Source organism: Mesorhizobium sp. CO1-1-8, assembly GCF_020164875.1.
Classification (GTDB): domain Bacteria; phylum Pseudomonadota; class Alphaproteobacteria; order Rhizobiales; family Rhizobiaceae; genus Mesorhizobium.
In genome coordinates this window covers 161,454-182,820 of record NZ_JAIUGZ010000011.1, presented here as the reverse complement: position 1 = coordinate 182,820, position 21,367 = coordinate 161,454, and the positions used below count along the sequence as shown (strand labels likewise).

21 protein-coding genes are annotated in these 21,367 nt (G+C 63.2%); 3 read left to right on the top strand and 18 right to left on the bottom strand.

What is annotated here, in order from left to right; genetic code table 11:
* Positions 1-286: 286 nt before the first annotated feature.
* Both LB558_RS21785 and LB558_RS21780 read left to right on the top strand, forming a co-directional pair.
* Positions 287-541, top strand: a complete 255-nt coding sequence (locus tag LB558_RS21785) for a helix-turn-helix domain-containing protein (protein ID WP_224699421.1) — start codon at positions 287-289, stop codon at positions 539-541.
* On the top strand, positions 541-1,851 hold the full coding sequence (locus LB558_RS21780) for a type II toxin-antitoxin system HipA family toxin (RefSeq protein WP_224699420.1): 1,311 nt from the start codon (positions 541-543) through the stop codon (positions 1,849-1,851). Before LB558_RS21785 ends, LB558_RS21780 begins: the two co-directional genes overlap by 1 nt.
* A gap of 206 nt (positions 1,852-2,057) precedes the next feature.
* On the opposite strand, the gene LB558_RS21775 is transcribed toward LB558_RS21780, so the two are convergent.
* The 14 genes from LB558_RS21775 to rocF all read right to left on the bottom strand — a co-directional run bounded on the left by LB558_RS21775 (position 2,058) and on the right by rocF (position 13,445).
* Positions 2,058-2,495, bottom strand: coding sequence for a CopG family transcriptional regulator (locus tag LB558_RS21775; RefSeq protein WP_224699419.1), 438 nt, complete (start codon positions 2,493-2,495; stop codon positions 2,058-2,060).
* 5 nt (positions 2,496-2,500) lie between these two features.
* A complete protein-coding gene (locus tag LB558_RS21770) occupies positions 2,501-4,489 on the bottom strand; it encodes a conjugal transfer protein TraG (protein WP_224699418.1) in 1,989 nt (662 codons plus the stop codon).
* A gap of 23 nt (positions 4,490-4,512) precedes the next feature.
* Positions 4,513-6,252, bottom strand: coding sequence for a relaxase/mobilization nuclease domain-containing protein (locus LB558_RS21765; RefSeq protein WP_224699417.1), 1,740 nt, complete (start codon positions 6,250-6,252; stop codon positions 4,513-4,515).
* 243 nt (positions 6,253-6,495) lie between these two features.
* Entirely contained in the window at positions 6,496-7,269 is a 774-nt protein-coding gene (locus LB558_RS21760) for a lytic transglycosylase domain-containing protein (protein WP_224699416.1), read from the bottom strand.
* Positions 7,270-7,272: 3 nt separating this feature from the next.
* On the bottom strand, positions 7,273-7,608 hold the full coding sequence (locus LB558_RS21755; RefSeq protein WP_224699415.1) for a DUF736 domain-containing protein: 336 nt from the start codon (positions 7,606-7,608) through the stop codon (positions 7,273-7,275).
* A gap of 71 nt (positions 7,609-7,679) precedes the next feature.
* The gene (locus LB558_RS21750) at positions 7,680-8,225 is read right to left on the bottom strand and encodes a S26 family signal peptidase (protein WP_224699414.1); all 546 of its coding nucleotides are present in this window, start codon (positions 8,223-8,225) and stop codon (positions 7,680-7,682) included.
* Positions 8,222-8,734, bottom strand: coding sequence for a DUF2840 domain-containing protein (locus LB558_RS21745; RefSeq protein ID WP_224699413.1), 513 nt, complete (start codon positions 8,732-8,734; stop codon positions 8,222-8,224). Before LB558_RS21745 ends, LB558_RS21750 begins: the two co-directional genes overlap by 4 nt.
* Positions 8,735-8,833: 99 nt before the next feature.
* A complete protein-coding gene (locus tag LB558_RS21740; RefSeq protein ID WP_224699412.1) occupies positions 8,834-9,115 on the bottom strand; it encodes a helix-turn-helix transcriptional regulator in 282 nt (93 codons plus the stop codon).
* A 128-nt stretch (positions 9,116-9,243) separates the two neighbouring features.
* Positions 9,244-9,738 carry a DUF2285 domain-containing protein gene (locus tag LB558_RS21735; protein WP_318011658.1) on the bottom strand — a complete coding sequence of 165 codons (495 nt, stop codon included), beginning with the start codon at positions 9,736-9,738 and terminating at the stop codon, positions 9,244-9,246.
* The gene (locus tag LB558_RS21730; protein WP_224699410.1) at positions 9,638-10,012 is read right to left on the bottom strand and encodes a transcriptional regulator domain-containing protein; all 375 of its coding nucleotides are present in this window, start codon (positions 10,010-10,012) and stop codon (positions 9,638-9,640) included. The genes LB558_RS21735 and LB558_RS21730 overlap by 101 nt, the downstream gene beginning before the upstream one ends.
* Before the next feature lie 123 nt (positions 10,013-10,135).
* The gene (locus tag LB558_RS21725; RefSeq protein ID WP_224699409.1) at positions 10,136-10,396 is read right to left on the bottom strand and encodes a DNA -binding domain-containing protein; all 261 of its coding nucleotides are present in this window, start codon (positions 10,394-10,396) and stop codon (positions 10,136-10,138) included.
* A 173-nt stretch (positions 10,397-10,569) separates the two neighbouring features.
* Entirely contained in the window at positions 10,570-10,896 is a 327-nt protein-coding gene (locus tag LB558_RS21720; protein WP_224699408.1) for a DUF736 domain-containing protein, read from the bottom strand.
* Positions 10,897-11,454: 558 nt separating this feature from the next.
* Positions 11,455-12,513, bottom strand: a complete 1,059-nt coding sequence (locus LB558_RS21715) for an ornithine cyclodeaminase (RefSeq protein ID WP_224699407.1) — start codon at positions 12,511-12,513, stop codon at positions 11,455-11,457.
* Positions 12,510-13,445: an arginase gene (gene rocF, locus LB558_RS21710; RefSeq protein ID WP_224699406.1), complete on the bottom strand. Its 936-nt coding sequence runs from the start codon at positions 13,443-13,445 to the stop codon at positions 12,510-12,512. The genes LB558_RS21715 and rocF overlap by 4 nt, the downstream gene beginning before the upstream one ends.
* A gap of 129 nt (positions 13,446-13,574) precedes the next feature.
* Here rocF and LB558_RS21705 point away from each other — a divergent pair, with 129 nt between their 5' ends.
* Positions 13,575-14,015, top strand: a complete 441-nt coding sequence (locus LB558_RS21705; protein ID WP_224699486.1) for an Lrp/AsnC family transcriptional regulator — start codon at positions 13,575-13,577, stop codon at positions 14,013-14,015.
* A gap of 45 nt (positions 14,016-14,060) precedes the next feature.
* Here LB558_RS21705 and LB558_RS21700 read toward each other — a convergent pair whose 3' ends face one another.
* From LB558_RS21700 to LB558_RS21685, 4 genes are all read right to left on the bottom strand, one after another.
* The gene (locus LB558_RS21700; RefSeq protein WP_224699405.1) at positions 14,061-14,228 is read right to left on the bottom strand and encodes a hypothetical protein; all 168 of its coding nucleotides are present in this window, start codon (positions 14,226-14,228) and stop codon (positions 14,061-14,063) included.
* A gap of 348 nt (positions 14,229-14,576) precedes the next feature.
* A complete protein-coding gene (locus LB558_RS21695) occupies positions 14,577-15,506 on the bottom strand; it encodes a DUF2493 domain-containing protein (protein ID WP_224699404.1) in 930 nt (309 codons plus the stop codon).
* Between the two features lie 319 nt (positions 15,507-15,825).
* A complete protein-coding gene (locus tag LB558_RS21690) occupies positions 15,826-16,890 on the bottom strand; it encodes a toprim domain-containing protein (RefSeq protein ID WP_224699403.1) in 1,065 nt (354 codons plus the stop codon).
* A complete protein-coding gene (locus tag LB558_RS21685) occupies positions 16,890-21,209 on the bottom strand; it encodes a strawberry notch family protein (protein ID WP_224699402.1) in 4,320 nt (1,439 codons plus the stop codon). Before LB558_RS21685 ends, LB558_RS21690 begins: the two co-directional genes overlap by 1 nt.
* Between the last annotated feature and the right edge of the window lie 158 nt (positions 21,210-21,367).

The window sequence follows — 21,367 nt, the reverse complement described above, 5'->3', positions numbered from 1 at the left end:
AGCGTGGCGTACAAATACAGGAGAACGGCGGTGCAGCTATCGCCCTCCTCCGCTTTGAGAACGCCTCTGCGGTCGAGTCGGTGCTACAACGGCTGTCGCGCGCCTCGCTCATTCTCCCATTCAAGGGGACCGCCACAAGGCGGCTCTGTGCGAGCCGTTGTCGAACACCATACGCAATCGCGATATCTACATTTTACACGGTGTCGCGTATATTTTGGGTTTAGACGCGATCGCGTATATTGACATTTTATACGCAGTCGCGTATGCAGGTGTTTGGAGACTAACAATGACCGACCAGATCGCTCGCAATGAAAAGCAACTCGGCGCCATCCTGCGTCGCGCCCGCAGGCAAGCCGACCTCACGCAAGGGGCACTTGGCGACCAGATCCACCTGCGCCAAGGCACGGTGTCCCGCCTCGAAGCCGGCGAGCCCGCGGTGCAACTCCGCACGTTGATGGCGGCTCTCTCCGCTCTCGATCTTGAGCTCGTCGTTCGCGCGCGCAGTAAAGGCAGCACCGCTGACATCGAGGATCTGTTCTGATGGCGCGGCGGCCGGTTCACGCACCGCTGAACGTCTTTCTGAACGGGCGCCTGGTAGGCGTGCTGCGCAGAGAACCGACGGGCGCAATAGACTTCCAATACGCCGGCGAATGGCTGGACTGGCGCGGCACCTTCCCAGTGTCGCTCTCGCTCCCTTTGCGCGAGGACCGCTATATAGGCGCGCCTGTGATCAATGTCTTCGACAACCTGCTTCCCGACAATGAAGCTATCCGCAAGCGCGTTGCAGAACGCGTGGGTGCGGAAGGCACTGACGCCTACAGCATGCTCGCCGCCGTCGGCCATGACTGCGTCGGCGCGCTGCAGTTTCTGCCCGACGGCATCGATCCCGGCGATGCCGGCAGCAGCGATGGCAAGCCGGTCAGCAACAGAGAGATCGCCGAGATAATCAAGAACCTCGCTGCCGCTCCTCTCGGTCTTGGCGAGGACGAGGATTTCCGCATCTCGATCGCAGGTGCCCAGGAAAAGACGGCGCTCTTGCGCACTGACGGACGCTGGTTCAAGCCGATAGGCACGGCGGCGACCACCCACATCTTGAAACCGCAGATCGGCCGGTTGCCCAACGGCATCGACCTATCCAATAGCGTCGAGAACGAGTATCTGTGCCTCAAGCTGCTTGAGGCGTTCGGCGTTCCTGCGGCCCGGGCAGAGATCGCTGAATTCGGGGAGCGCCGCACGCTGATCGTCGAGCGCTTCGACAGGCTGTGGGCCCGTGACGGCCGCCTTCTGCGCCTGCCGCAGGAGGATGTCTGCCAAGCGCTATCAGTGCCGCCCACGCGCAAATATCAGTCCGAGGGCGGTCCTGGCATCGCTCAGATTGTCGAGCTTCTGAAGGGCAGTGACACGCCTGAAGACGACATTGCCGTCTTCTTGCGCGCTTGCATAATATTCTGGTTGATTGGCGCAACCGACGGGCATGCCAAGAACTTCAGCATCTTTCTCAGCCCTGGCGGACGGTTTCGCATGACGCCCCTTTACGACGTACTGACGGCGCAGCCCAGCCTTGATGCCGGACAGATTCCCCGCAAAAAATTCAAGCTGTCAATGTCAGTCGGCAAAAGCCGGCACTATTCGGTGCACGAAATTATGCCCCGCCACTTCATGCAGACGGCTGACATTGCTGGCGTGGGGACGCCTGTCATGCGCAGGATTTTCGAAGACATTGCCGCAAACGCGGAGAAGCAGACCGAGGCCGTGATCTCCAAATTGCGGCGCGGCTTTCCCGAACAGCTTGTCGGGTCAGTCAGGTCGGCAATAGGCAAGCGAGCGCTTTTGCTTGCTGCCGCAAGTTGATCATGAACGCCTCAATCCAATAGGTACAATCAGCGCTCATGGCGGGGATGCCGACTGCCTCTGCGCTGAGGCAGCGTTGATGGCGTGGCGATGACTAAAGGCGTCACGGCTGCAAGCATTGCTCATTGTGCTGATCATCATCATCGGCATCATCGCCGACGTTGCCCTTCGCGGTCCCGACCGACGAAGACATCCATCGCCCTTCATTACATGCCATTGTCGTCGATCGGATTGACGTCCTCCGAAATCTCCTGCCGCAGTTTCGGCCCCTTCGCCAGGCGCCTGCCCAAGGCCGTGACGAAAGCCTCATAGCGCTCGGCCGCCTTGGCCCGCGCCGCCTGGGCGGTCGGCTCTGGCAAGGCTGGCGTGGTGGCGAGCCAGAAGCGGACGAACACGGCGAGCGTCTCTACCGCGATACCGATATCGCGCTCCTGCCTGGTCAGGCGGCGGTCGACCTGATCGAGGCGTTTGGCGATCGCCGCCTCGCGACGCTCATCCGCGTCCGGCGACAGGAACGATGCGATGGCAGCTTCAGCGATCATGGACTGGGATTGTTCGCGCCGCGCCGCGTAGTCCGCAAGCATCACCATGACCGCCTGATCGAGATAGACAGAGATCTGCACTTTCTTCTTTCGACTGGTCATGGCGCTTACAAATCCATGCCGTCATCGGGATCGAGCGAAACCTGCCGCGCCACGCCCTGCATGAGGCGAGCCAGGCGCCGATTGCGGACAGCTTCGTCGTCGTCGGAATCATCGGCCGGGTTGATCTCGAACTCATTTTCGATCGGAGCCGTTTTCTCGACGGGCCGCGCGCGATTGAGTTCGGGTTGCAGCCGCCGCTCGGACTCCGTTGGATCTCCGTCGTCCTGCGGGGGCGTTCCTGCCCTGTGCGCAACCTCTGTGCGGGTTGGGACCGGGAATCGGGTCCAGTCGTCAGGATCGACCGTTCCGGCTCGAGCCAGTTCGGGTGGCGGCAAGACGCGGTCCTGAAAACGGGGATCTTCGTAGTAACGTGCCTTCTTCGCCCGGATCGGCGGGGTGCCCGCTACCATCACGATCTCGTCGGTGGGGGTAAGCTGCATGATCTCTCCAGGGGTCAACAACTGGCGGGCCGTCTCCTGTCGCGACACCATGAGATGTCCGAGCCAGGGCGAGAGCCGGTGGCCAGCGTAGTTCTTCATCGCCCGCATCTCGGTTGCCGTGCCGAGCGCGTCGGATACACGTTTGGCGGTCCTTTCATCGTTCGTGGCAAAGCTCACACGAACATGGCAGTTGTCGAGGATCGAGTTGTTCGGGCCATAGGCCTTCTCGATCTGGTTCAGCGACTGGGCGATGAGGAAGCTTTTCAAACCATAGCCCGCCATGAAGGCCAGCGCGCTCTCGAAGAAGTCGAGACGGCCGAGGGCCGGAAATTCGTCCAGCATGAGCAGTAGCCTGTGCCGGCCTGTTATGGCATGCAGGTCTTCTGTCAGGCGGCGTCCGATCTGATTGAGGATGAGACGGATGAGCGGCTTGGTCCTGTTGATGTCCGAGGGAGGCACGACCAGATAGAGCGTCGCCGGTTGTTTGCCGCCGACGATGTCGCTGATCCGCCAGTCGCAGCGCTTCGTCACCTCAGCCACGACGGGGTCGCGATAGAGACCGAGGAAGGACATCGCGGTGGAAAGCACACCGGAGCGTTCGTTGTCGGATTTGTTGAGCAGTTCGCGCGCCGCACTTGCGATGACCGGATGTGGACCCGCCTCGCCGAGATGGGGCGTCTTCATCATTGCCGCCAGCGTGGTTTCGATCGGGCGTTTGGGATCGGAGAGGAAAGCGGCGACACCGGCCAGGGTCTTGTCCTTCTCGGCGTAAAGAACGTGAAGGATCGCGCCGACCAGAAGCGCGTGGCTGGTCTTTTCCCAGTGGTTGCGCTTCTCAAGGCTTCCTTCCGGGTCAACGAGAATGTCGGCAATGTTCTGAACGTCGCGAACCTCCCATTCGCCGCGGCGGACCTCCAGGAGAGGATTGTACGCCGACGATCTCGAATTGGTGGGATCGAAGAGCAGCACGCGGCCGTGCACGGCACGAAAGCCGGCGGTCAGTTGCCAGTTCTCACCCTTGATGTCGTGGACGATCGCCGACCCCGGCCAGGTTAGCAGCGAAGGCACCACCAGGCCGACACCCTTCCCCGACCGGGTCGGGGCGAAGCACAGCACATGCTCAGGCCCGTCGTGTCGGAGGTAGTGGCGGTCATAGCTCCCGAGCACCACGCCGTCGGTGCCGAGCAGCCCGGCAGTCTCCACCTCCTTGCTGTTCGCCCACCGCGCCGAACCATAGGTCTGGACGTTCTTGGCTTCCCGCGCGCGCCACACCGACATGCCGATCGCGACAATGATCGTGAGGAAGCCGCCGGACACGGCAATCAATCCGCCTTCCACGAAGATGTCAGGGGCGTAGGCGTCGTAAAAGTACCACCACCAAAACAGGGCAGGTGGATAGTAGACGGGCCAACCGGCGAGCTCGAACCAGGGCGGACCGAGCTGGGCCTGGAAGCCCAGCCGCCATGCCGTCCATTGCGTCGCCGTCCAGGTCGTCAACAGCACGATCAAGAGGACGCTGAGAATCTGACCCCAAAGGATTTTCGTGGCGGACATGGCAAGGTCCTTTCTTGGATGCGTTAGAGGCCGAGTCCCCTTTTGCGACCAAAGTTCCAGTCGATGCCGCCGTCACCGCGAGCGACACCGGAGACGTGCTGGCCGAGACGCTTTTCGAGCGAGGGCGTCCACGGCACGAGCTGGAAGCCAAGGCCGTCGTCGAGCATGGCGAAGCGGCCCGAGGCCAGGACGATCCGCTGGCGATAGGCGCCGGCTACATAGTCACCGCTGGCGGCGCGATTGAAGGGCTGGCCAGTCTCGGCTGCGAGTTTTTCACCAACCCGTTCGAGTTCCCTGCGGCGCAGCGTCTCGATCAGGTCGCGGCTGAAAACGACGCGCCCGCCGAGACGCTTCGCAAGGCCTTCGCCGGCCAGGTAACCGGCCCGCTGTTCCATAGCCTGATGAACCTCGGCGCCGAAGCCAGCTGTGCTCAAGGCGGTAGGCTCGCGCGCGATGGCCTCGCGATCGAGCCACGTCGCTCCCGCCGCCGTGATCTGTTCATGCAAACCAAGATCGGAGCGGACGGCGAGCGCGACCCGACGCTGGCCTCTCGCATCTTCGAACGTGCGCAGTTCGACGATCGACCCCGGCGGCCCGTCGCCGGTTGCCTCCAGATCGCCAAGTCTGATGTGGTGAGCGCGTCCGTCGACGCCGTCGACTACGGCATAGGCGGTGCCTTTCAGTTCGTCGTCGAGACCGCGATCAAGCAGCCGACCGATGATGGGCACGTCGAGGCTTTCGGCCGCGAGCACATAACCAGCCAAGCTACGCTCGACGCCCTGCTCGGACAGCGCGCGGTGCATGCGCCTGATGATGTCACCACGCTCGCCGAGTTCGCGTAACGTTTCTTCAGCCTTGTCGTCGATGACCCACTGGCCTGGCCCGACCTGGCCGGCAAGACCGAGGGCCTCGAGCTTGCGCAGGCGGCCGACCTTCTGCACCTGATACTCATCCGGCTGCCTATGCGCGCTTGGGGCAAGATCGATGAAGCCGGTATGAGCAACGTCCCGAAGCAGCTGCCGGTCAAGCTGGGTCCAGCGTTCGGCTTCGATCTGCCGCTGCAGATTGCGGCGGATGTCGAGATCGGAGCGGGGCCCGAGTTCTTGCGTAGTGAGATCGGCAGCACGGGCGCGCATACCTTCCTTGATATAGTCCCGTGAGATTACGAGATCCTGTCCATCATCTGTGCGGCCACGCACGATGATGTGGATATGAGGGTTGTCGGTGTTCCAGTGGTCCGCCGCGACCCAATCGAGCCTCGTGCCTAGGTCCTTCTCCATCTGGCTCATCAGGTCACGGGTGAAGGACTTGAGGTCGCCCATATCAACGGCGTCTTCCGGCGAGACGATGAAGCGGAAATGATGACGATCGCCACCGCAGCGCTCGGCGAAACTCGTGACGTCCGCATTGTCGGTTCCGGAGCCGAACATGCGGCCCCCTTCCCCATCACGGGTCACACCCTCGCGCCGCAGATAGTTGAGGTGCGCGGCCAACGGTGCGGCGCGTGCGGAGTGACGAACGACCCGGGTCTTGATGACTGTCACGCGCGAGCGGCCGGTCAGCAGACGATTGGCCTGGACATTGGCGATCCGGCCTCGGCCGAAGCTGGATCGGTTGCCCGGGCTGATTTGACCGGATCGGGAGATGCTGCCGCCTGCCTTCTTCGCCGCCGCCAGCGCCTGTGCGATGAACGGCCGCGCAGCTTGACCACGGTTGGAGCGAATGCGCCCGGCTCGGATGCGGAACTCGCGCTCATCGGTCACGTCGCTGCTCCGCAATGTGAAAAAGCGCATGCGGATACAAAGTGTTCGGCGGTCGACGCACATTGCGCCGGACGGCAGCAATGTGCGCATCGCCCCTGAAAACCCGACAACAACAACCGACCGGCCGACGCACAATGTGCGGCCTTTTATCTAGCCATCCCTCGGTCGTGTTACCTGCATCTCCCCTTTCCGCACGCGATGATCCGCTGGAGCACGAGATGTTGCGAAGCGCGTTGAGGAAGCTCATGGCGCGGACCTTACGCTCGCTTGCGGCGCGAACAGACCGCTCGATCGCGGTGTCGCGTCGGCCAATCCTTCCGCGGGCGCAGCGTTTGAAGGATCATTTCGGGAAAGCTCCAGCTGCATCGAACCATCGTCCGGGTTGCTGACAGGCTGCGCGGCGAAGAGCGGAGCGTCCTTCCAGCCGTGCCGTGCTGTGGCTGCCGGACTGGGAGCTCTCCGCGCGCCGTCGTTGAGTATGGCGGATGCAACGACGGCAACGTAGGCACGCGTCTCGCGAGGCAGCCTCCTGCCCTGCAGCGACGCCTCATAGCGGCCTGGGCCGGCATTATACGCAGCAACCCAGCCGGGCGATCCGTAGCGATCAACCAACTCGCGGATATAGGCCGAGCCAGCGATGATGTTGTCGTGCGGGTCGTAGGGATCGCGGCCGAGGCGATACCGTGCGCGCAGGTCGGACCAGGTTTCCGGCACAATTTGCATCAGACCCATGGCACCCTTGCGCGATGTGGCGCGTTGATCGCCGGCGCTCTCGGCGTCAAGCACGGCACGGATCCAGGCCGGTGGAAGGCGGAAGCTGCGCGCCGCTTCCGCTATGTGGGTCTCGTAAGGACCGCGCGCCGTCGACGTGGCGACCGACGGGTTCTGGGCCAGTGCAGTTGCGGGAAAGACGCATTTGAAGCAGAGCCCGGCAAGCACTAACAGAGCTGAACGTCGGGTTGCGCGAGGCAACGCAGGCGTTCCCAGCCGGCTCGTCGGCCGGCGGCGCGCCAACATCGCCTAGTCCTTCTCGGGGCGGTCACGCAGACGCGACCACTGCAAAGACCAGGACTTTTTGTCGGCACCGTTTTGGAACAGATAAGCGCGGATCGGCTGCGCAAAAGTCGGATCGTCTATCTGCAGCGATATGAAGTCTCCCGCCTTTTCACTGGAGTGTTTCCAACCGACGCCAATCGCAGTGCCGTCTTCGCCACCTGCGTGCACACGGTAGTCGGGCGCATTGTCTGTCTCGTTAGCTTCGGCCGCGATGATCGCAACCTGGAGGTCCAGGTTGAGCGTGCGGATTCGTCCCGAATATCCGGTCTGATGGCTGATGAACTCGCCGATCTGTGGCATTTCCTGTCTCCTGTGCTTGATGTTTGCGGTGACGATCAGACGGCACCGAGGGCGCCGCCGGTGGCGCGCGCTCACCGCGCTGGCGCACGCCATTGGAAGCGGCCGACGCCCTGCTCGTCCGTCCACAGCGGAACCGCGTGGCCGATGATGTGACCGGTGGGGAGGAGGCCGAAATAGCGACCGTCGAAGCTGTCGCGGACGTGACTGTTCATCAGCAAAACGGCGTCGGCGGGGATGCGTCGGCAGCCTTGCCAATGCGGCAGGTCGCGACCGTTGCTATCGCGTTTGAGCGCCATACCGACGTCAATGCCATCGACTGAAATAGTCAGCCCTTTCCGGCACACGGTTTGGCCTGTGACCGCAAAGATATGCTTGATGAGCAGCACGCCCTTCGGCAGATAACCGCGATCGGCAAGCAATGTTGCAAGCGGTTCGGGCGGGGCAACGGCAACCAGATCGTTTGCCGAGAATGGCACGCCGCCTTCGATCAGGTACAGGCCAATTGGTGTACTGGCTGAAGCGTTCCAGATGAACTTTGGGGACACCGCGGTGAACGCGGGACAGAGCATGGCCGTCGTCGCGAGCACCGTCGCGAGCAAGGTTGCGGGCCGCGTCATGGCTGGACCCGCCGCCGGAGCAAGTGGGCGCGGTGAAGATCCAAGGTATAGGCGCGTGGCTCCTGTCCCGCCGTCAATCGGTTGTGGACATGCCGCCAGTGATCAGCCGAGACCGCTTCCGGATCGATGCCGAGTTGCTCAATGGCATCGATCATTTGCAACACCCGCTCCACCCTGGGCCAGCCATCAGACCTGAGCAGGATGTCGCCGCCGGGTCGCACGAAAGGCAGCGTCTGGTGCGCTTCGCCTTCGGCGACAGCGCGCACGATGTCGATGCGGGAAATGAGCGTGCCAAAATCGTTCGCTGCCCAGCGAACAAAGGCAAAGACGGTGCCTGGGCGAAACGAAACGATGCGCCGATGGCGGTCGAGAATCTTCTCCCGAGCCGCCGAACCGAAGCGGATCCAGTACTCGATCTTCTTCTCAACCCATGTCAATTCGACGTGGGTCAAGCCGTCCATCGCGTGGATTGCCGATCGGCCTGAACGGAAGTCAACGACAGTGCCCATTTGGCTGTCTCCTGATTTCGCGGGGAAGCAGACCGCGTGATGTAGTTGCTGAAGTGAGGCCGGCGTGGTGGATCCGAGGCCTCTTTGCACGAGCCCAGTTCAGCGGCCAAACCGCCCGGCCGGGGCAGGGGCCGCTGATGGATGGCGCTTGGCTGGAAGCACGGATCCGCGCGGGTCGGAAGTGGAGGTCACTGCGCCGCGCTCAGCCCAGGCCTTGAGATCGTCCACGGCGTAGACGACACGGCCGCCGAGTTTGCGATAGCCAGGGCCGGTGCCATAAGTACGGTGTTTCTCGAGCGTGCGCGACGACAGGCTGAGGAATTCTGCAGCTTCCTTGGTGCGCAGAAAGCGCGGCGGCAAAGCAGCTAGATCTGGTCGCATGTATCGAGCCTCCGTGAGGTTTTGAGGGCCGCTGGTGCTCAGCGGCGGGCAGCGACCACTGTGGCGGAAAGGCGGCTTCGCTGGGGATGGGGAAGATTGGGGGGTGCAATATTCCCACCCCAGGAGGGCTAGGAGCGCTTGCGATGGCGCAGCAATTGCAGATAGCCGCCGGCGATCATGGTTCTTGCGCCCTTGACGAGACCGATCACGGTGCTGCGAAGCGGCGAGGTTTTCCAGGGACTGGAGGCAACACGCCCCGTCCCATAGAAAGCAGTCGCGATTTCACGATAGCTGGCGCCGTTCGTGCGACCGTCGGCGGCCCGCATCATCAAGCGCAACCGGCGCCTCTGCTGAACAGTCATTCGCGTATCGGGCGGCACAGGCCGCCCGCTATAGCCGCGCCAGAAACGGACCAGGGCCTCGACCCGCCCCAGGGTCGCGGAATCCAGCGGGATCAAGGCCGCGCGGGAACAACTCGCTTCGCTGCCCGGAAAGAGGAGAAGCTGCGTTGCGATCCCGCTGTCATGGACGATGGCATGCGACCCCTGCGGGCTGTCGTGGTGAGCGCCTATCCCGGCGAGTCCCGTGAAAAGATCGGTTGACAGGAAGTCTGGCGACGGCACAAGGGTCAGCACCGCGGGGTCGGCAAGAGGTGACCACAGGACGTCTTGCATCAATGCGGACAGCTCGGGACGAGCGGCGAAATCGCAACCCCCAGCGTCTCTGCGCTTTTGTTGGAAACGGTTGCGTCTCCGCTCCCAAACGGGCGAGCGTCACGTAGAACCGCTGATACGCATTCCAACGGCGCAAGCACTCCCAGGCCAGCCCTTCAACTGGTAAGCTGTCATAGAAGTCGTAGCTGGTGTTGTCCCGCCAACGTGACGTGTCCGGCTTCATCGTGCGGTTCCTCATCGGGCTGCAAGTGGTGCCTGAATCGATTCCGGGCCATTGCGATTGGCGGAAGAGCCCGGATGGGCATCGCGTGATGCTTTTTCAGCATCACCGAGGCGAAAATGCTTGTCAGGTGTCGGTCTTGCGCAGGAGATGCCGGTAGCCGGTTCGCGTCATCCAGCGCGCCCGCGCCAGATGGCTGTCATGAACCTGTCGGGCGCGTCGAGGCTCTTCTTTCGGATCGATCCCGAAGATGATCTTGACGACCTCGCGCCAATCGGCGCCGTCGGCGTCGGCGTCAAACAAGCGCATGTACAGCTTGATGTGGCGGCGATCGTAGTCGGTGAGTTCGTCTCCCGTTGGCGCGGTGTCGTCGAACGGCTCAATCATGTGCACTCCCCCACGGGTTAGAGGTAAAACGCAATTCTTACAGATGTCACGGTGGCTGCGGAGGCCGCTTCGCGAGCATCACACGATGCAATCCCGGCATCGCCGCCCCTTGGGCCTCGCGGCTTCAAGTGAGGTTCCGCCCGGACGGCCCGGGCGGAACTTCTGACGAGTCTCTATTCTGCGTTGCGGCGGCTCGGGCGGGACCAGATCAGGCTGTAGCCCTCACCGTCCTCGTCATTGAAGAGGTTGGCGAAGATCGGGGCGGTGAAGCTCGGATCGTCGAGCTTGAGGCCGAGATAGTCGCGGCCCTCGTTGGACTGCTTGGACCAGGCGGCGCCGATCTCGGCACGGCCGACGAAGACGCGGTGGCTGGGGGCATTTTCGCCGTTGGCCCGGGTTTCGGGGACGATGCGGACGCCGCGAGCCTGGACGCTGAGGGTGACGATTTCGCCAGTGAACTCGTTGTTGCCGGACTTCTTGAAGGTGCCGATGGTAGCCATGATAGTTCTCCTTGATCCTGTCTGCTTCGAGCCGCACCATTGCGGTCTCGATGGTGGTCGCAAGGGCGAAGGCGATCGCCGGCGCACCCAAGGGCCGAAGCGAAGCGCAGGACGGTACGGGAGCGACTTTGTTGTTCGCGAGGAATGGCGGCGCAGCCGGCAGGGGAAGAAAGTCGCGACGTGCCGTTGCGTCACAGGCGACCGAGGCGAAGCCGTCCTTCAGACCAGAAACACCAATCGAAGAGACCGCTACCGGTGTGCCCGTAACGACTGGGTTGTGGTGAGGAGATAGGACTGCCTTGGGTCCGACTTCACAGAGAAAGCCACGTGAGCGCGATCGGCATCAACCAAGGGGAGCTCCCACGCCTCCCAGTCGCATTTGCCGGTGACGAACCGAGCGCCTGGCCGCAATCTCTGCGATCTCGTCGTCCGTTGCGATCAAGCCGCTCTTTGATCCGGCGGGCATAGGGGATGACGATGCGCCGCGTGAGCGGCAGTAAATCGATGAAGCTGGCGCTGCCACCGAGCGAGTGATTGACCTTACCTGTAGGACGCTGCTCAAGCCGCCGGTTGGATCGCTGCTCTGAGCAGCATGCCGAAGAGGTCGCGGGGCTCGTCTGGATCGGCGAGCAGGTCGAGCTCCTCATAGAGGCCGGTGGCCTGGAGCTGGTCGCGGACATAGCGCAGGGCTGAAAAATCCTCGGTGGCAAAGCCGACGGAATCAAACAGCGTGATCTGTTCCGCCGTCTTGCGGCCTTCTGCCTTGCCGGTCATTACCTGCCACAGCTCGGTCACCGGATGGTCGGCGTCGAGCTGCTGAATCTCACCCTCGATGCGCGTCTGCGGCGGGAACTCGACGAAAATGTCGGAGCGCAGCAGGATGTCGCGATGCAGCTCGGTTTTGCCGGGGCAGTCGCCGCCGACCGCATTGATGTGAACGCCTGCGCCGACCATGTTGTCGGTGAGGATGGTGGCGTACTGCTTGTCGGCAGTCACTGTGGTGATGATGTCGACGCCTTCCACCGCATCCTGACCGGTGGTGCAGATGGTGATGTCGAAGCCCTTGCCGGCAAGATTGCGGGCGCACTTTTCCGAGGCCTGGCGGTCGATGTCGTAGAGCCGCAGCCGGTCGATGCCGAGCAGCGCCTTGAAGGCAACGGCCTGGAATTCGGACTGGGCGCCATTGCCGATGATGGCCATGGCGCGCGACCCCATTTGCGCCAGATATTTGGCCGCGACAGCCGAAGTGGCCGCTGTGCGCAGCGCCGTCAGGATCGTCATTTCGGTGAGCAGCATCGGATAGCCGGAACCGACATCGGCGAGCACGCCGAAGGCAGTCACGGTCTGGCGGCCCTCGCGCATGTTCTTCGGATGGCCGTTGACATATTTGAAGCCGTAGAGCCGGCCATCGCTGGTCGGCATCAGCTCGATGACGCCGTCATGGCTGTGCGAGGCGATGCGCGGCGTCTTGTCGAACAGTTCCCAGCGGCGGAAATCCTCCTCGATATAGGCGGCGAGTTCGGTGAGGAACCGCTCGACGCCGATGGTCAGCACCAGCTTCATCATGCGGTCGACGCTGACGAAAGGGACGATGGCAAGGCGCGATGGCTGGGTCATGACATGCTTCCGGAATGGCTGAGGGTCGGGCGGTCCATGATGCGGCGGCCCATCAGGCTGGCGGTCAGGTCGACCATGAGTGTGGCGGTGCGGCCGCGCTCGTCGAGGAACGGGTTCAGCTCGACCAGGTCCAGGCTGGAGACGAGCCCACTGTCGGACAGCATCTCCATCACCAGATGCGCCTCGCGGAAGGTGGCGCCGCCAGGCACGGTGGTGCCGACGGCCGGCGCGATCGAGGGGTCGAGAAAGTCGACATCGAGGCTGACATGCAGCAGGCCACCGGCCTTTTCGACGACGGCCAGGAAGGCGCGCAGCAGAGGCGCGATGCCATGCTCGTCAATGGTGCGCATGTCGTGCACGGTGACGCCCGCTTCGCTCAGCGCCCGGCGCTCGGCCGGATCGACGCTGCGCAGGCCCATGACGCAGATGCGGGCAGGGTCGACGGCAACGGGCAGATCGGGGAAGTAGCCGTCAAAGCCCGCCCTGCCGCTGGCATAGGCGAGCGGCACGCCATGCAGGTTGCCGCTGGTGGTGGTGTCGAGCGTATGAAAATCCGGATGCGCGTCGAGCCACAGCACGAAGAGCGGGCGACCGCGTTCGGCCGCGCGGCGCGCTACGCCGGAGACCGTGCCGGCGGAGATCGAATGGTCGCCGCCAAGGAAGATCGGCATGGCTTCCCGCGAGGCCGCATAGGCTGTCTCGGCGATCGCCGCCGTCCAGGCGGAAATCTCGGGCAGCGCCTTCAGCGCAAGATTGCCATGGACGAGAGGGTGGGCCGCGATCTTTTCGACCGCCCCCCAATCCTCGACTTCATGGCCGAGTTCCGAAAGTACCGAGACTAGCCCCGCCGTGCGAAGCGCGCTCGGTCCCATCTCACATCCCATCCTGCCCGCGCCGTCCTGCACCGGCACGCCAACGATCCTGCAGCGCATGATTTTCGCCCTCGCGATTGATTGCGTGGATTGGATCATCGCTCGCTGGCGGTTTGAACAGGCGAAATTGGCATTTCGATAAGACTCATTTATCATTTCGAGCAGCAATTCTGATCAAGATGGACAATGATGGACCCGCTCGACGAAAGACTGGTGACGCTTCTGCGGCACGATGCGCGGCGCAGCGTCTCCGACCTCGCCGTTGATCTCGGCGTCTCGCGCGCCACGGTCAGGGCGCGCATGGAGCGGCTGCAGAAATCCGGCGAGATCATCGGCTACACGGTGGTGCTGCGCGCCGACGCGGTCGATCAACGCATCCGTGGCATGATGATGATCGAGATCGAAGGTCACGCCGCCGACCGCGTGGTCAAGGCGCTCGGCGGCCTCGCCGAGGTCTCCACCATCCACACCACCAACGGCCGCTGGGACCTGGTGGTCGAGCTCGGCACCGCAACGCTGACCGATTTCGACGCGGTGCTGCGAAGGATAAGGCTGATCCCCGGCATAACGGGCAGCGAGACAAGTCTGCTGCTGGCCACGCCGCGCACGACCCGCGCACGACTGACATAACTGCTGTGGGCGACCAGCCTCGCGGAGCTGCAAGGCCTTGCCAGTTCACCTTGCATAGGGGTCGATTTCACAGACGATTTCTGAGGCGTCGCCGTCGTACTCTTCTGCGGGCATTACGGAGAGGGTCCCGTCGCCGGCGCGAAAGACAACGATGCTAACCATGAGGCTGGTGGCGAGGCTGAGGGCAAAGGCGTTTGCTTGTGCGAGAGACATCTTCCGGCTCCTGATTGGAAGCGGGGATTGCTCCCCGCGTGACAGGCGCCCGATGTGTCCGGCCGAGGGCCGCAATCACCGTGGAGGCGAAGTCGAAACGGCGGCACGCTTTGCGTAGTCCGACCCTTTACGGGTTGATGGCATCAGGCCCTCGGTCCGGAGCAAGGAATCGCGCCCATGAACGAGGAGAGCGATCCCCGCTTCCAATCAGGAGCCGGCAAGACGAAAATCCAAGCTCAAGACTTTGCATTCAGCGCAGCCATGCCGGGAAGCGCCATCGCCTGACCTTGTCTCGGGGCGCTCTGTCGGACGGGTAAGTCGCGTGCGGAGTTGGCAGGACGCGACCCCTCAAGTGGCGCCGAATTTCATGACCGGGATGCCCAGCCCGCGCGCCTTGTCGGCGAGGTTTTCCTGAATGCCCGTGCCTGGAAAATAAACGACGCCGATAGGCATTGTGTCGAGCATCGCGTCGTTGCGTTTGAAGGGAGCGGCCTTGGCGTGCTTGGTCCAGTCAGGCTTGAAGGCGATCTGTGGCACCTTGCGATTGTGAGCCCATTTGGCGGCGATCAACTCGGCACCCCTGGGTGATCCGCCATGGACCAGAACCATGTCCGGATGCTTGGAGTGTATCTGGTCGAGCTTGGCCCAGATGAGGCGATGGTCATTGAAGTCGAGGCCGCCGGTGAAGGCGACCTTCGGCCCAGGAGGCAAAAGGACCTGACTGTCGGCATACTTCTTTGCGGCAAGGAAATCGCGGCTGTCGATCATCGCCGCGGTGAGATTGCGGTGGTTGACCACGGAACCCGAACGCGGTCGCCAGATCGAAAGGGTGTGTCGCTCGAAGTGCTCGGCGGCCTGATCCCGCATCAGTTCGAAGGCATGGCGGCTTTCGAGCAGCGACTGACCTTGGGCGGTGAGCAGTTCAAGTTCAACGGACTTGACCTCGGAGCCGTCCTGTTCGCGCTGCAGGCGCCGCTGGGAGAGTTCGTTGTCGTCGAGTTGGCGTTCGATCCGGTTGGTTGCGCGATGGAACAGGTTGACCGTGCCCCAGAGCAGTTCCTCGAGGTCGGGTTCGAGACGTGTGTCGGCCATCGCCACCACGAGGGCGTCGAAGATGTCGGCGATGCTGGCTGCGATGACAGGCCCCTCGGGAAGCGGTCGCGGATCGGGTTCGTCTTCGAAGGGCCGGTAGCCGTAGAGTTGTAGTTCGTGAAGGACGTGCTCGGTCGGCGATGACGCGTGCGGCTGTTCGAAGTCCGTATCATGGTGGTCGCTCATGTGCCTTCCTTTCCTGGATCGGTCGCGTCCATCGCGGCCTTCATGGCGACGACGGCGACGGACGGTTCGGATCTGCACCCGCAGCGCCAGCGCAGGGCCGGAACGGAAGTGGAGGATGGCGAAGCCCGGCTATTTTGTTCGCGATGGAACGCGCCTCCGCGGCGCGCCGGAAAATAGCCGGGCGCAGCCATTGCCAATCCCGACCGACCGGCGCATCGATCGCCCTCTAGAAGGCCGTGGGGCGTCGCCTTCCGGCAAAGAAGCCGGACATTGCGGCGACCATCGCCAGGGACAAGGCCAGCGCTCGCTTCCCTCCCGGTCAGGCCGCTGCTCGCGCCACAAAGCGTTCAGCGTCCTGCGGTGCGATCTGAACCCGCAGGATTGTCCTGAGGGCATCGGGACCGAGCAGACGCAGATCCTCGTTGAAGTCGCCGAGTTGCGGCTGCAGCACGATCGCCTCGATCCCCGCCGAGTTGGCGCGCTCGACAAGGGTCGCCACTGCTCCATGCCCCGCCGGGTCATTGTCGCGGGCGATGTAGAGACGCCGCAGTGTGTCTGGGAACAGGATGGCGGACAGATGTGCTGCCGACAGGGCCGCGATCACCGGCATGGAAGGCAGCGCCGTACGCTGTGACAGCATCGTCTCGATGCCTTCACCGGCTGCCATGACATCGCAGCCGACGCCGAAGCGGACCGCGTGCCCAAGCAGATCACCCATGGCACGCCTGGGCGTGTCGATCGGCGCGCGGCCAAGGTGGGGCTCGCTGAAACCGGCCGGATCGAGCCAGGTGCGGTGTGCCCCAGTAAGCCTGCCTGTCAAGTCAGTGACGGCCGCAATCATCGCGGGCCGGATCTCGGTCGGCGCATCCACGTTGGGCCTGTAGTAGCAACGCGGATGGAATCGAAGACTTCCGGTTTCGTGCAAGGCCGTTAATCCACGTCCACGCAAATACGTCTCCACGAGCGACCGTGAGATCGGCCGCGACATGGAAACCAGCCGCCTCGCCGCTTCGACAGAGCCGGAAGGGGCAAGAACCGATTGCCTTCTACGTTCAGTTGGATCGGGCGCCGGTTGGGGTATCGACAAAAAGCTGCGCGCCTCGTCGGCGACGTCCTTGAAGTCGGCCAGGCCGCAAGACTCCCGAATGACATCGAGCAGATCGCCGTGCTCGCCAGTGGCGGCGTCGGTCCATTTCCCGGCGGCGCCTTTGCCGAATTCCGGTCCTTTCAGGCGGACAAACATGGACCGACCCGGCGTGTTGCGCACATCGCCGACCAGCCAGTAACGCCCCTCGCGATGACCGTTGGAGAGATAGCGGCTGCACACTGCCTCGGCCTGTTGGCCGAGCCGAGATGCCAGTTCGGAAACATCGAGACGGGGCATCAGCTGTCCTCCCTCTCGCTGATGCACTGCACCGGATAGCGATCGAGGACCCTGGCAAGGATGACCGGTCCCGCGTCATCGGTGGGAACGAACATGCGAAGCTTCCAGGATATAATCTCGTGGAAAAGCCCGTAGGCCGAGAGCCGCTCGCGCACGGTGTCGGTGAAGCCCGAAAGCTCGATGCGGTTGGCACCCATGACGCGGACACGTCGCAGATGAAGTCCTTCGGCAAGGTCGAGCGTTGTGCGGCCATCGATCAGTGCGGCGAAGGCATCGTCTGTTGTAAGTGTGCGCATACCCGTTGCGAGAGCGCCAGCGGCCCAAGCTGCCGAGACCATGCGACCGATGATGCGCTCGCCGTCATCGGTCTGGAGCCGATAGACACGGCTTGAGTCGTTTGGCAGCCGCTTCCAGATCGGCAGCAACAGTCCTGCGACGACGTGGATAGTTGAATCGGAGAACGCCGGGACGTTGGCGACCTCTGCATTCCAGGCCGCCGCAAAGGTGTCGCGATCTACATCGGTCCAATGACTTTCCTCTGTCAGACGGAGAGAAGCATGGTTTTGTTCCATCGGACGGATCAGGCGAACGCGCCGTTCGACCTCGCCATCGTCGAGCATGAGTGATGGCGCTGGAACCTGCACGGCGGCGCGACCTGAGCGTTCGTTGACGAGCAGGATGGACCGCGGATCCTGACAACAGGCGATAGCCTCCTCGAACGGCATCGGTCGATTGCGCTGGCGCTGGATAATGGTGAGGAGCTGCGTTTCGGCGCCTGAGCCGGGATGGGTGTAGATCGTGCGCCGGTCGGTGACGACGAAGCTCTCCGCCTGCAGCGTTTCCAGCCCAACGTCGTAGAGGCCCGCAGCGATGGCCCCTTCCACCTTGGCGGTGAGCAGTTGCTCGAAAGCCGCGAACAGGATGTCCTGCAGGTCGATGGTGAGTGCCAGCAGCCGATTGAGGAAGGTGGTGATCGGCGGCAGGTCATCCTTGATGCCGTTCTCGTCCATAAGCTTCAGGCCGGTCATCTCCTCGAATTGCTGCAGGGAACAGCCCTTTACCCTGCCGCGTACGATCAGCAGATAAAGTTGGCGCAGCGCATCGCGCGCATAGTGCGACTCCAGATTGTCCTCTGGCCGGAACAGGCCTTGTCCGCCAGTCTGGCGCTGGCCGCGCGTGATGGCACCCAGCGTGTCGAGGCGGCGGGCGATGGTGGAGAGGAAGCGCTTCTCTGCTTTCACATTGGTCGCGATCGGCCGGAAAAGCGGCGGTTGAGCCTGATTGGTCCGGTGCGTGCGGCCAAGACCCTGGATGCCCGTGTCGGCTTTCCAGCCCGGCTCGAGCAGGTAGTGGACGCGAAGCCGAATGTTCCGTGACGACAGGTCAGCGTGGTAGCTGCGTCCTGTCCCGCCTGCATCGCTGAAGACGAGAACGCGTTTCATGTCGTCCATGAAGGCCTGTCTCTCGGCGAGATTGGCTGACGCCGCGCGGCTCTCAACCATGAGCCGTTCGCCCTTCCGGACGATGCGCCGTGACCTGCCTGTCACCTCCGCCACGATATCCGTGCCGAAGCGCTGGACGATCTGGTCGAGCGCGCCGGGGACCGCTGGCAAGCTGGCGAGCTTCTCGATCAGAGCCGTACGGCGCGCGACCGCCTCGCGGCTTTCCACCGATTGGCCGTCACGGAAGACCGGTCTTGACGACAGGTTGCCCTCGGAATCGGTGAAGGGCTCGTAGAGCTGGACTGGGAAGGAATGCGCGAGGTAGTCGAGGACATATTCTCGTGGCGTGATGTCGACGCGGACATCGTTCCATTCCTGCGTCGGGACCTCGGCTAGCCTGCGCTCCATCAGCGCCTCGCCGGTGGAGACGATCTGGATGACCGCCGAATGCCCGGCGTTGAGATCCTGGTCGATCGAGCGGATCAACGTCGGCGTCTTCATCGATGTCAAAAGATGGCCGAAGAAGCGCTGCTTGGCGCTTTCGAAGGCCGAGCGTGCGGCTGACTTGGCCTGGCGGTTCAACGTGCCGCTGTCGCAGGTGATGTTGGCGGCCTGCATGGCTGCATCGAGATGGTTGTGAATGACTGCAAAGGCAGCCGCATAGGCATCGTAGATACGCCGCTGTTCTGGCGTCAGTTCATGCTGGACCAGTTCGTATTCGACGCCGTCGAAGGACAGCGAGCGCGCCGTGTAAAGGCCAAGGGCTCGGAGGTCCCGGGCCAGCACCTCCATCGCTGCCACGCCACCCGCCTCTATCTCGTTGATGAATTCCGCACGGGTCGAGAATGGCAGATCCTCACCGCCCCACAGGCCGAGCCGTTGGGCATAGGCGAGATTGCGGACCGTCGTGGCGCCAGTCGCGGAGACATACACGACACGTGCCCCCGGCAGGGCGTGCTGTAGACGCAGGCCGGCGCGGCCCTGCTGAGACGGGGCGACATCACCGCGTTCTCCCTTGCCGCCACCGGCATTCTGCATGGCATGCGCTTCGTCGAAAATGATCACGCCTTCAAACTCGGAGCCCAACCATTCGACGATCTGCTTGACGCGCGAAACCTTCTCGCCGCAGTCGTCGGAGCGTAGCGTGGCATAGGTTGTAAACAGGATGCCTTCCGGCAGCGTGATGGGACGGCCTTTCGGGAAGCGCGACAGCGGGGTGACTAGCAGACGCTCCATATCGAGTGCCGACCAGTCACGCTGAGCGTCCTCGAGCAACTTGTCCGACTTGGAGATCCACACCGCCTTTCGACGATCCTGCAGCCAGTTGTCGAGAACGATACTCGCCGCTTGCCGACCCTTGCCGACGCCGGTGCCGTCGCCGATGAAGAAACCGCGCCGGAAGCGCACGGCGCGTTCGGCATCCTCCGGCGCGGCCTTGACGATGTCGAATGTATCGTCGACCGACCACGATCCGGCGAGAAAGCCCGCATGAGCCTCGCCGGCGAGGATCAGCGTTTCGAGTTGGGCATCGGAGAGCGACTTCAGAATACCGCTCGGAAGCGTCGGTCGATAACCCGGCTTCGGCGGTGCGACGGAGGCCATTGCGGCGGATTGCACCAGCTTGGTTGGATGCGCCTGGGACCCTGGAATGCGGATCGTCTGCAATCCGTATTCCTCATAGATCGCCTCGGTCAGGCGCGCACCCTCGTCGGGCGCCCAGTCTACCGTCTCATAGGCGAGCTCGACGCCCACGAGTTCGGACTGGTTCGAGCGAGCCGGCATAGCGGCAGGACGCGCGAGATAGCCTCGCACGGTGCGGGATGTCGCAATAGCGGGAACGACTTTGACCGTATTCGCGACCGGCAGCCGCGCAGGCACATGTTCCGCTATCCAGCCGAGCAGGGTCGCGACATCCGGTGCAAGACCGGGAGAGGCCGGAAAGAGGGATGAGTCGCCAGCCGGCAGCTTGTCGATGACGGTCAGCCGCGTCTCGATGGTCGTGCCATGCTTCGCATAGACCGAGCCGCCGATCGTAGCGGTGAAAACGACCCGGCTGCGCTCCTGCAGGCGGACAAAGGCATCACGCCAGGCAGGTGTCTCCGGCCCGAAGTTCGCACCGGTGATCGTGACCAGACGACCGCCATCGGCAAGCCGGGCAAGTGCCGAGGCGACGTGGCGACAGGCTGCATCGGCGACACGACCCTGGACATTGGCGAGCACGGAAAATGGCGGATTCATCAGCACGACGGTCGGCATGATCGCCGGATCCAGATGATCGTCCATCTGGGCGGCGTCGAACCGGGTGACCGTGAGGGCCGGAAAGAGTGCGGATAGCAGACATGCGCGTAGTGCGGCGAGTTCATTGAGGACAAGCGAACCGCCGGCAATCTCGGCAAGGATGGCGAGCAGGCCAGTGCCAGCGGAAGGCTCAAGCACACGGTCTGCAGGGGTGATGGCCGCCGCGGCGACAGCAGCGAAGCCCAAGGGGATCGGAGTGGAAAACTGCTGGAACGCCTGGCTCTCCTCGGACCGGCGCGTATGTGTGGGCAGAAGGTCGGCAATCCTGCCGTAGAGCGGTAAGGCGCAAGCCGGAGATCCGGCTTTGCGTAGAATCGATTTTCCATATCTGCGAAGAAAAAGGACGGTCGCCGCCTCGCCGGCATCATAGGCGGTCTTCCAATCCCAGGCGCCACTGGCGTCGGACCGGCCGAATGCCGCTTCCATTGTGGCGCGCAAATCGGCTGTGTCGATACGCTGACCGCGTTCGAGATGGGGAAGGAGATGCAGGGCCGCGGCGTATATGGCAGCGGCTGGATCGGAAGGCAGGGAAGCAGACGCAACTGGATTGACAGTCGCCGTCGGAAACAAAACGTTCATCGGGAAGGCCCTCGGGAGAGCGACAACGGGAAAGCTCGCCGGCGCTCTCTCTGACCGGACGGGCTCAAACCCGTCGCGGCCGGACTCTCACTCTGATCGTCCGCGCACAAAAAAAGCCCGGCGCTCTTGCGAGTGCCGGGCAAGTCGATCTGAAAGGA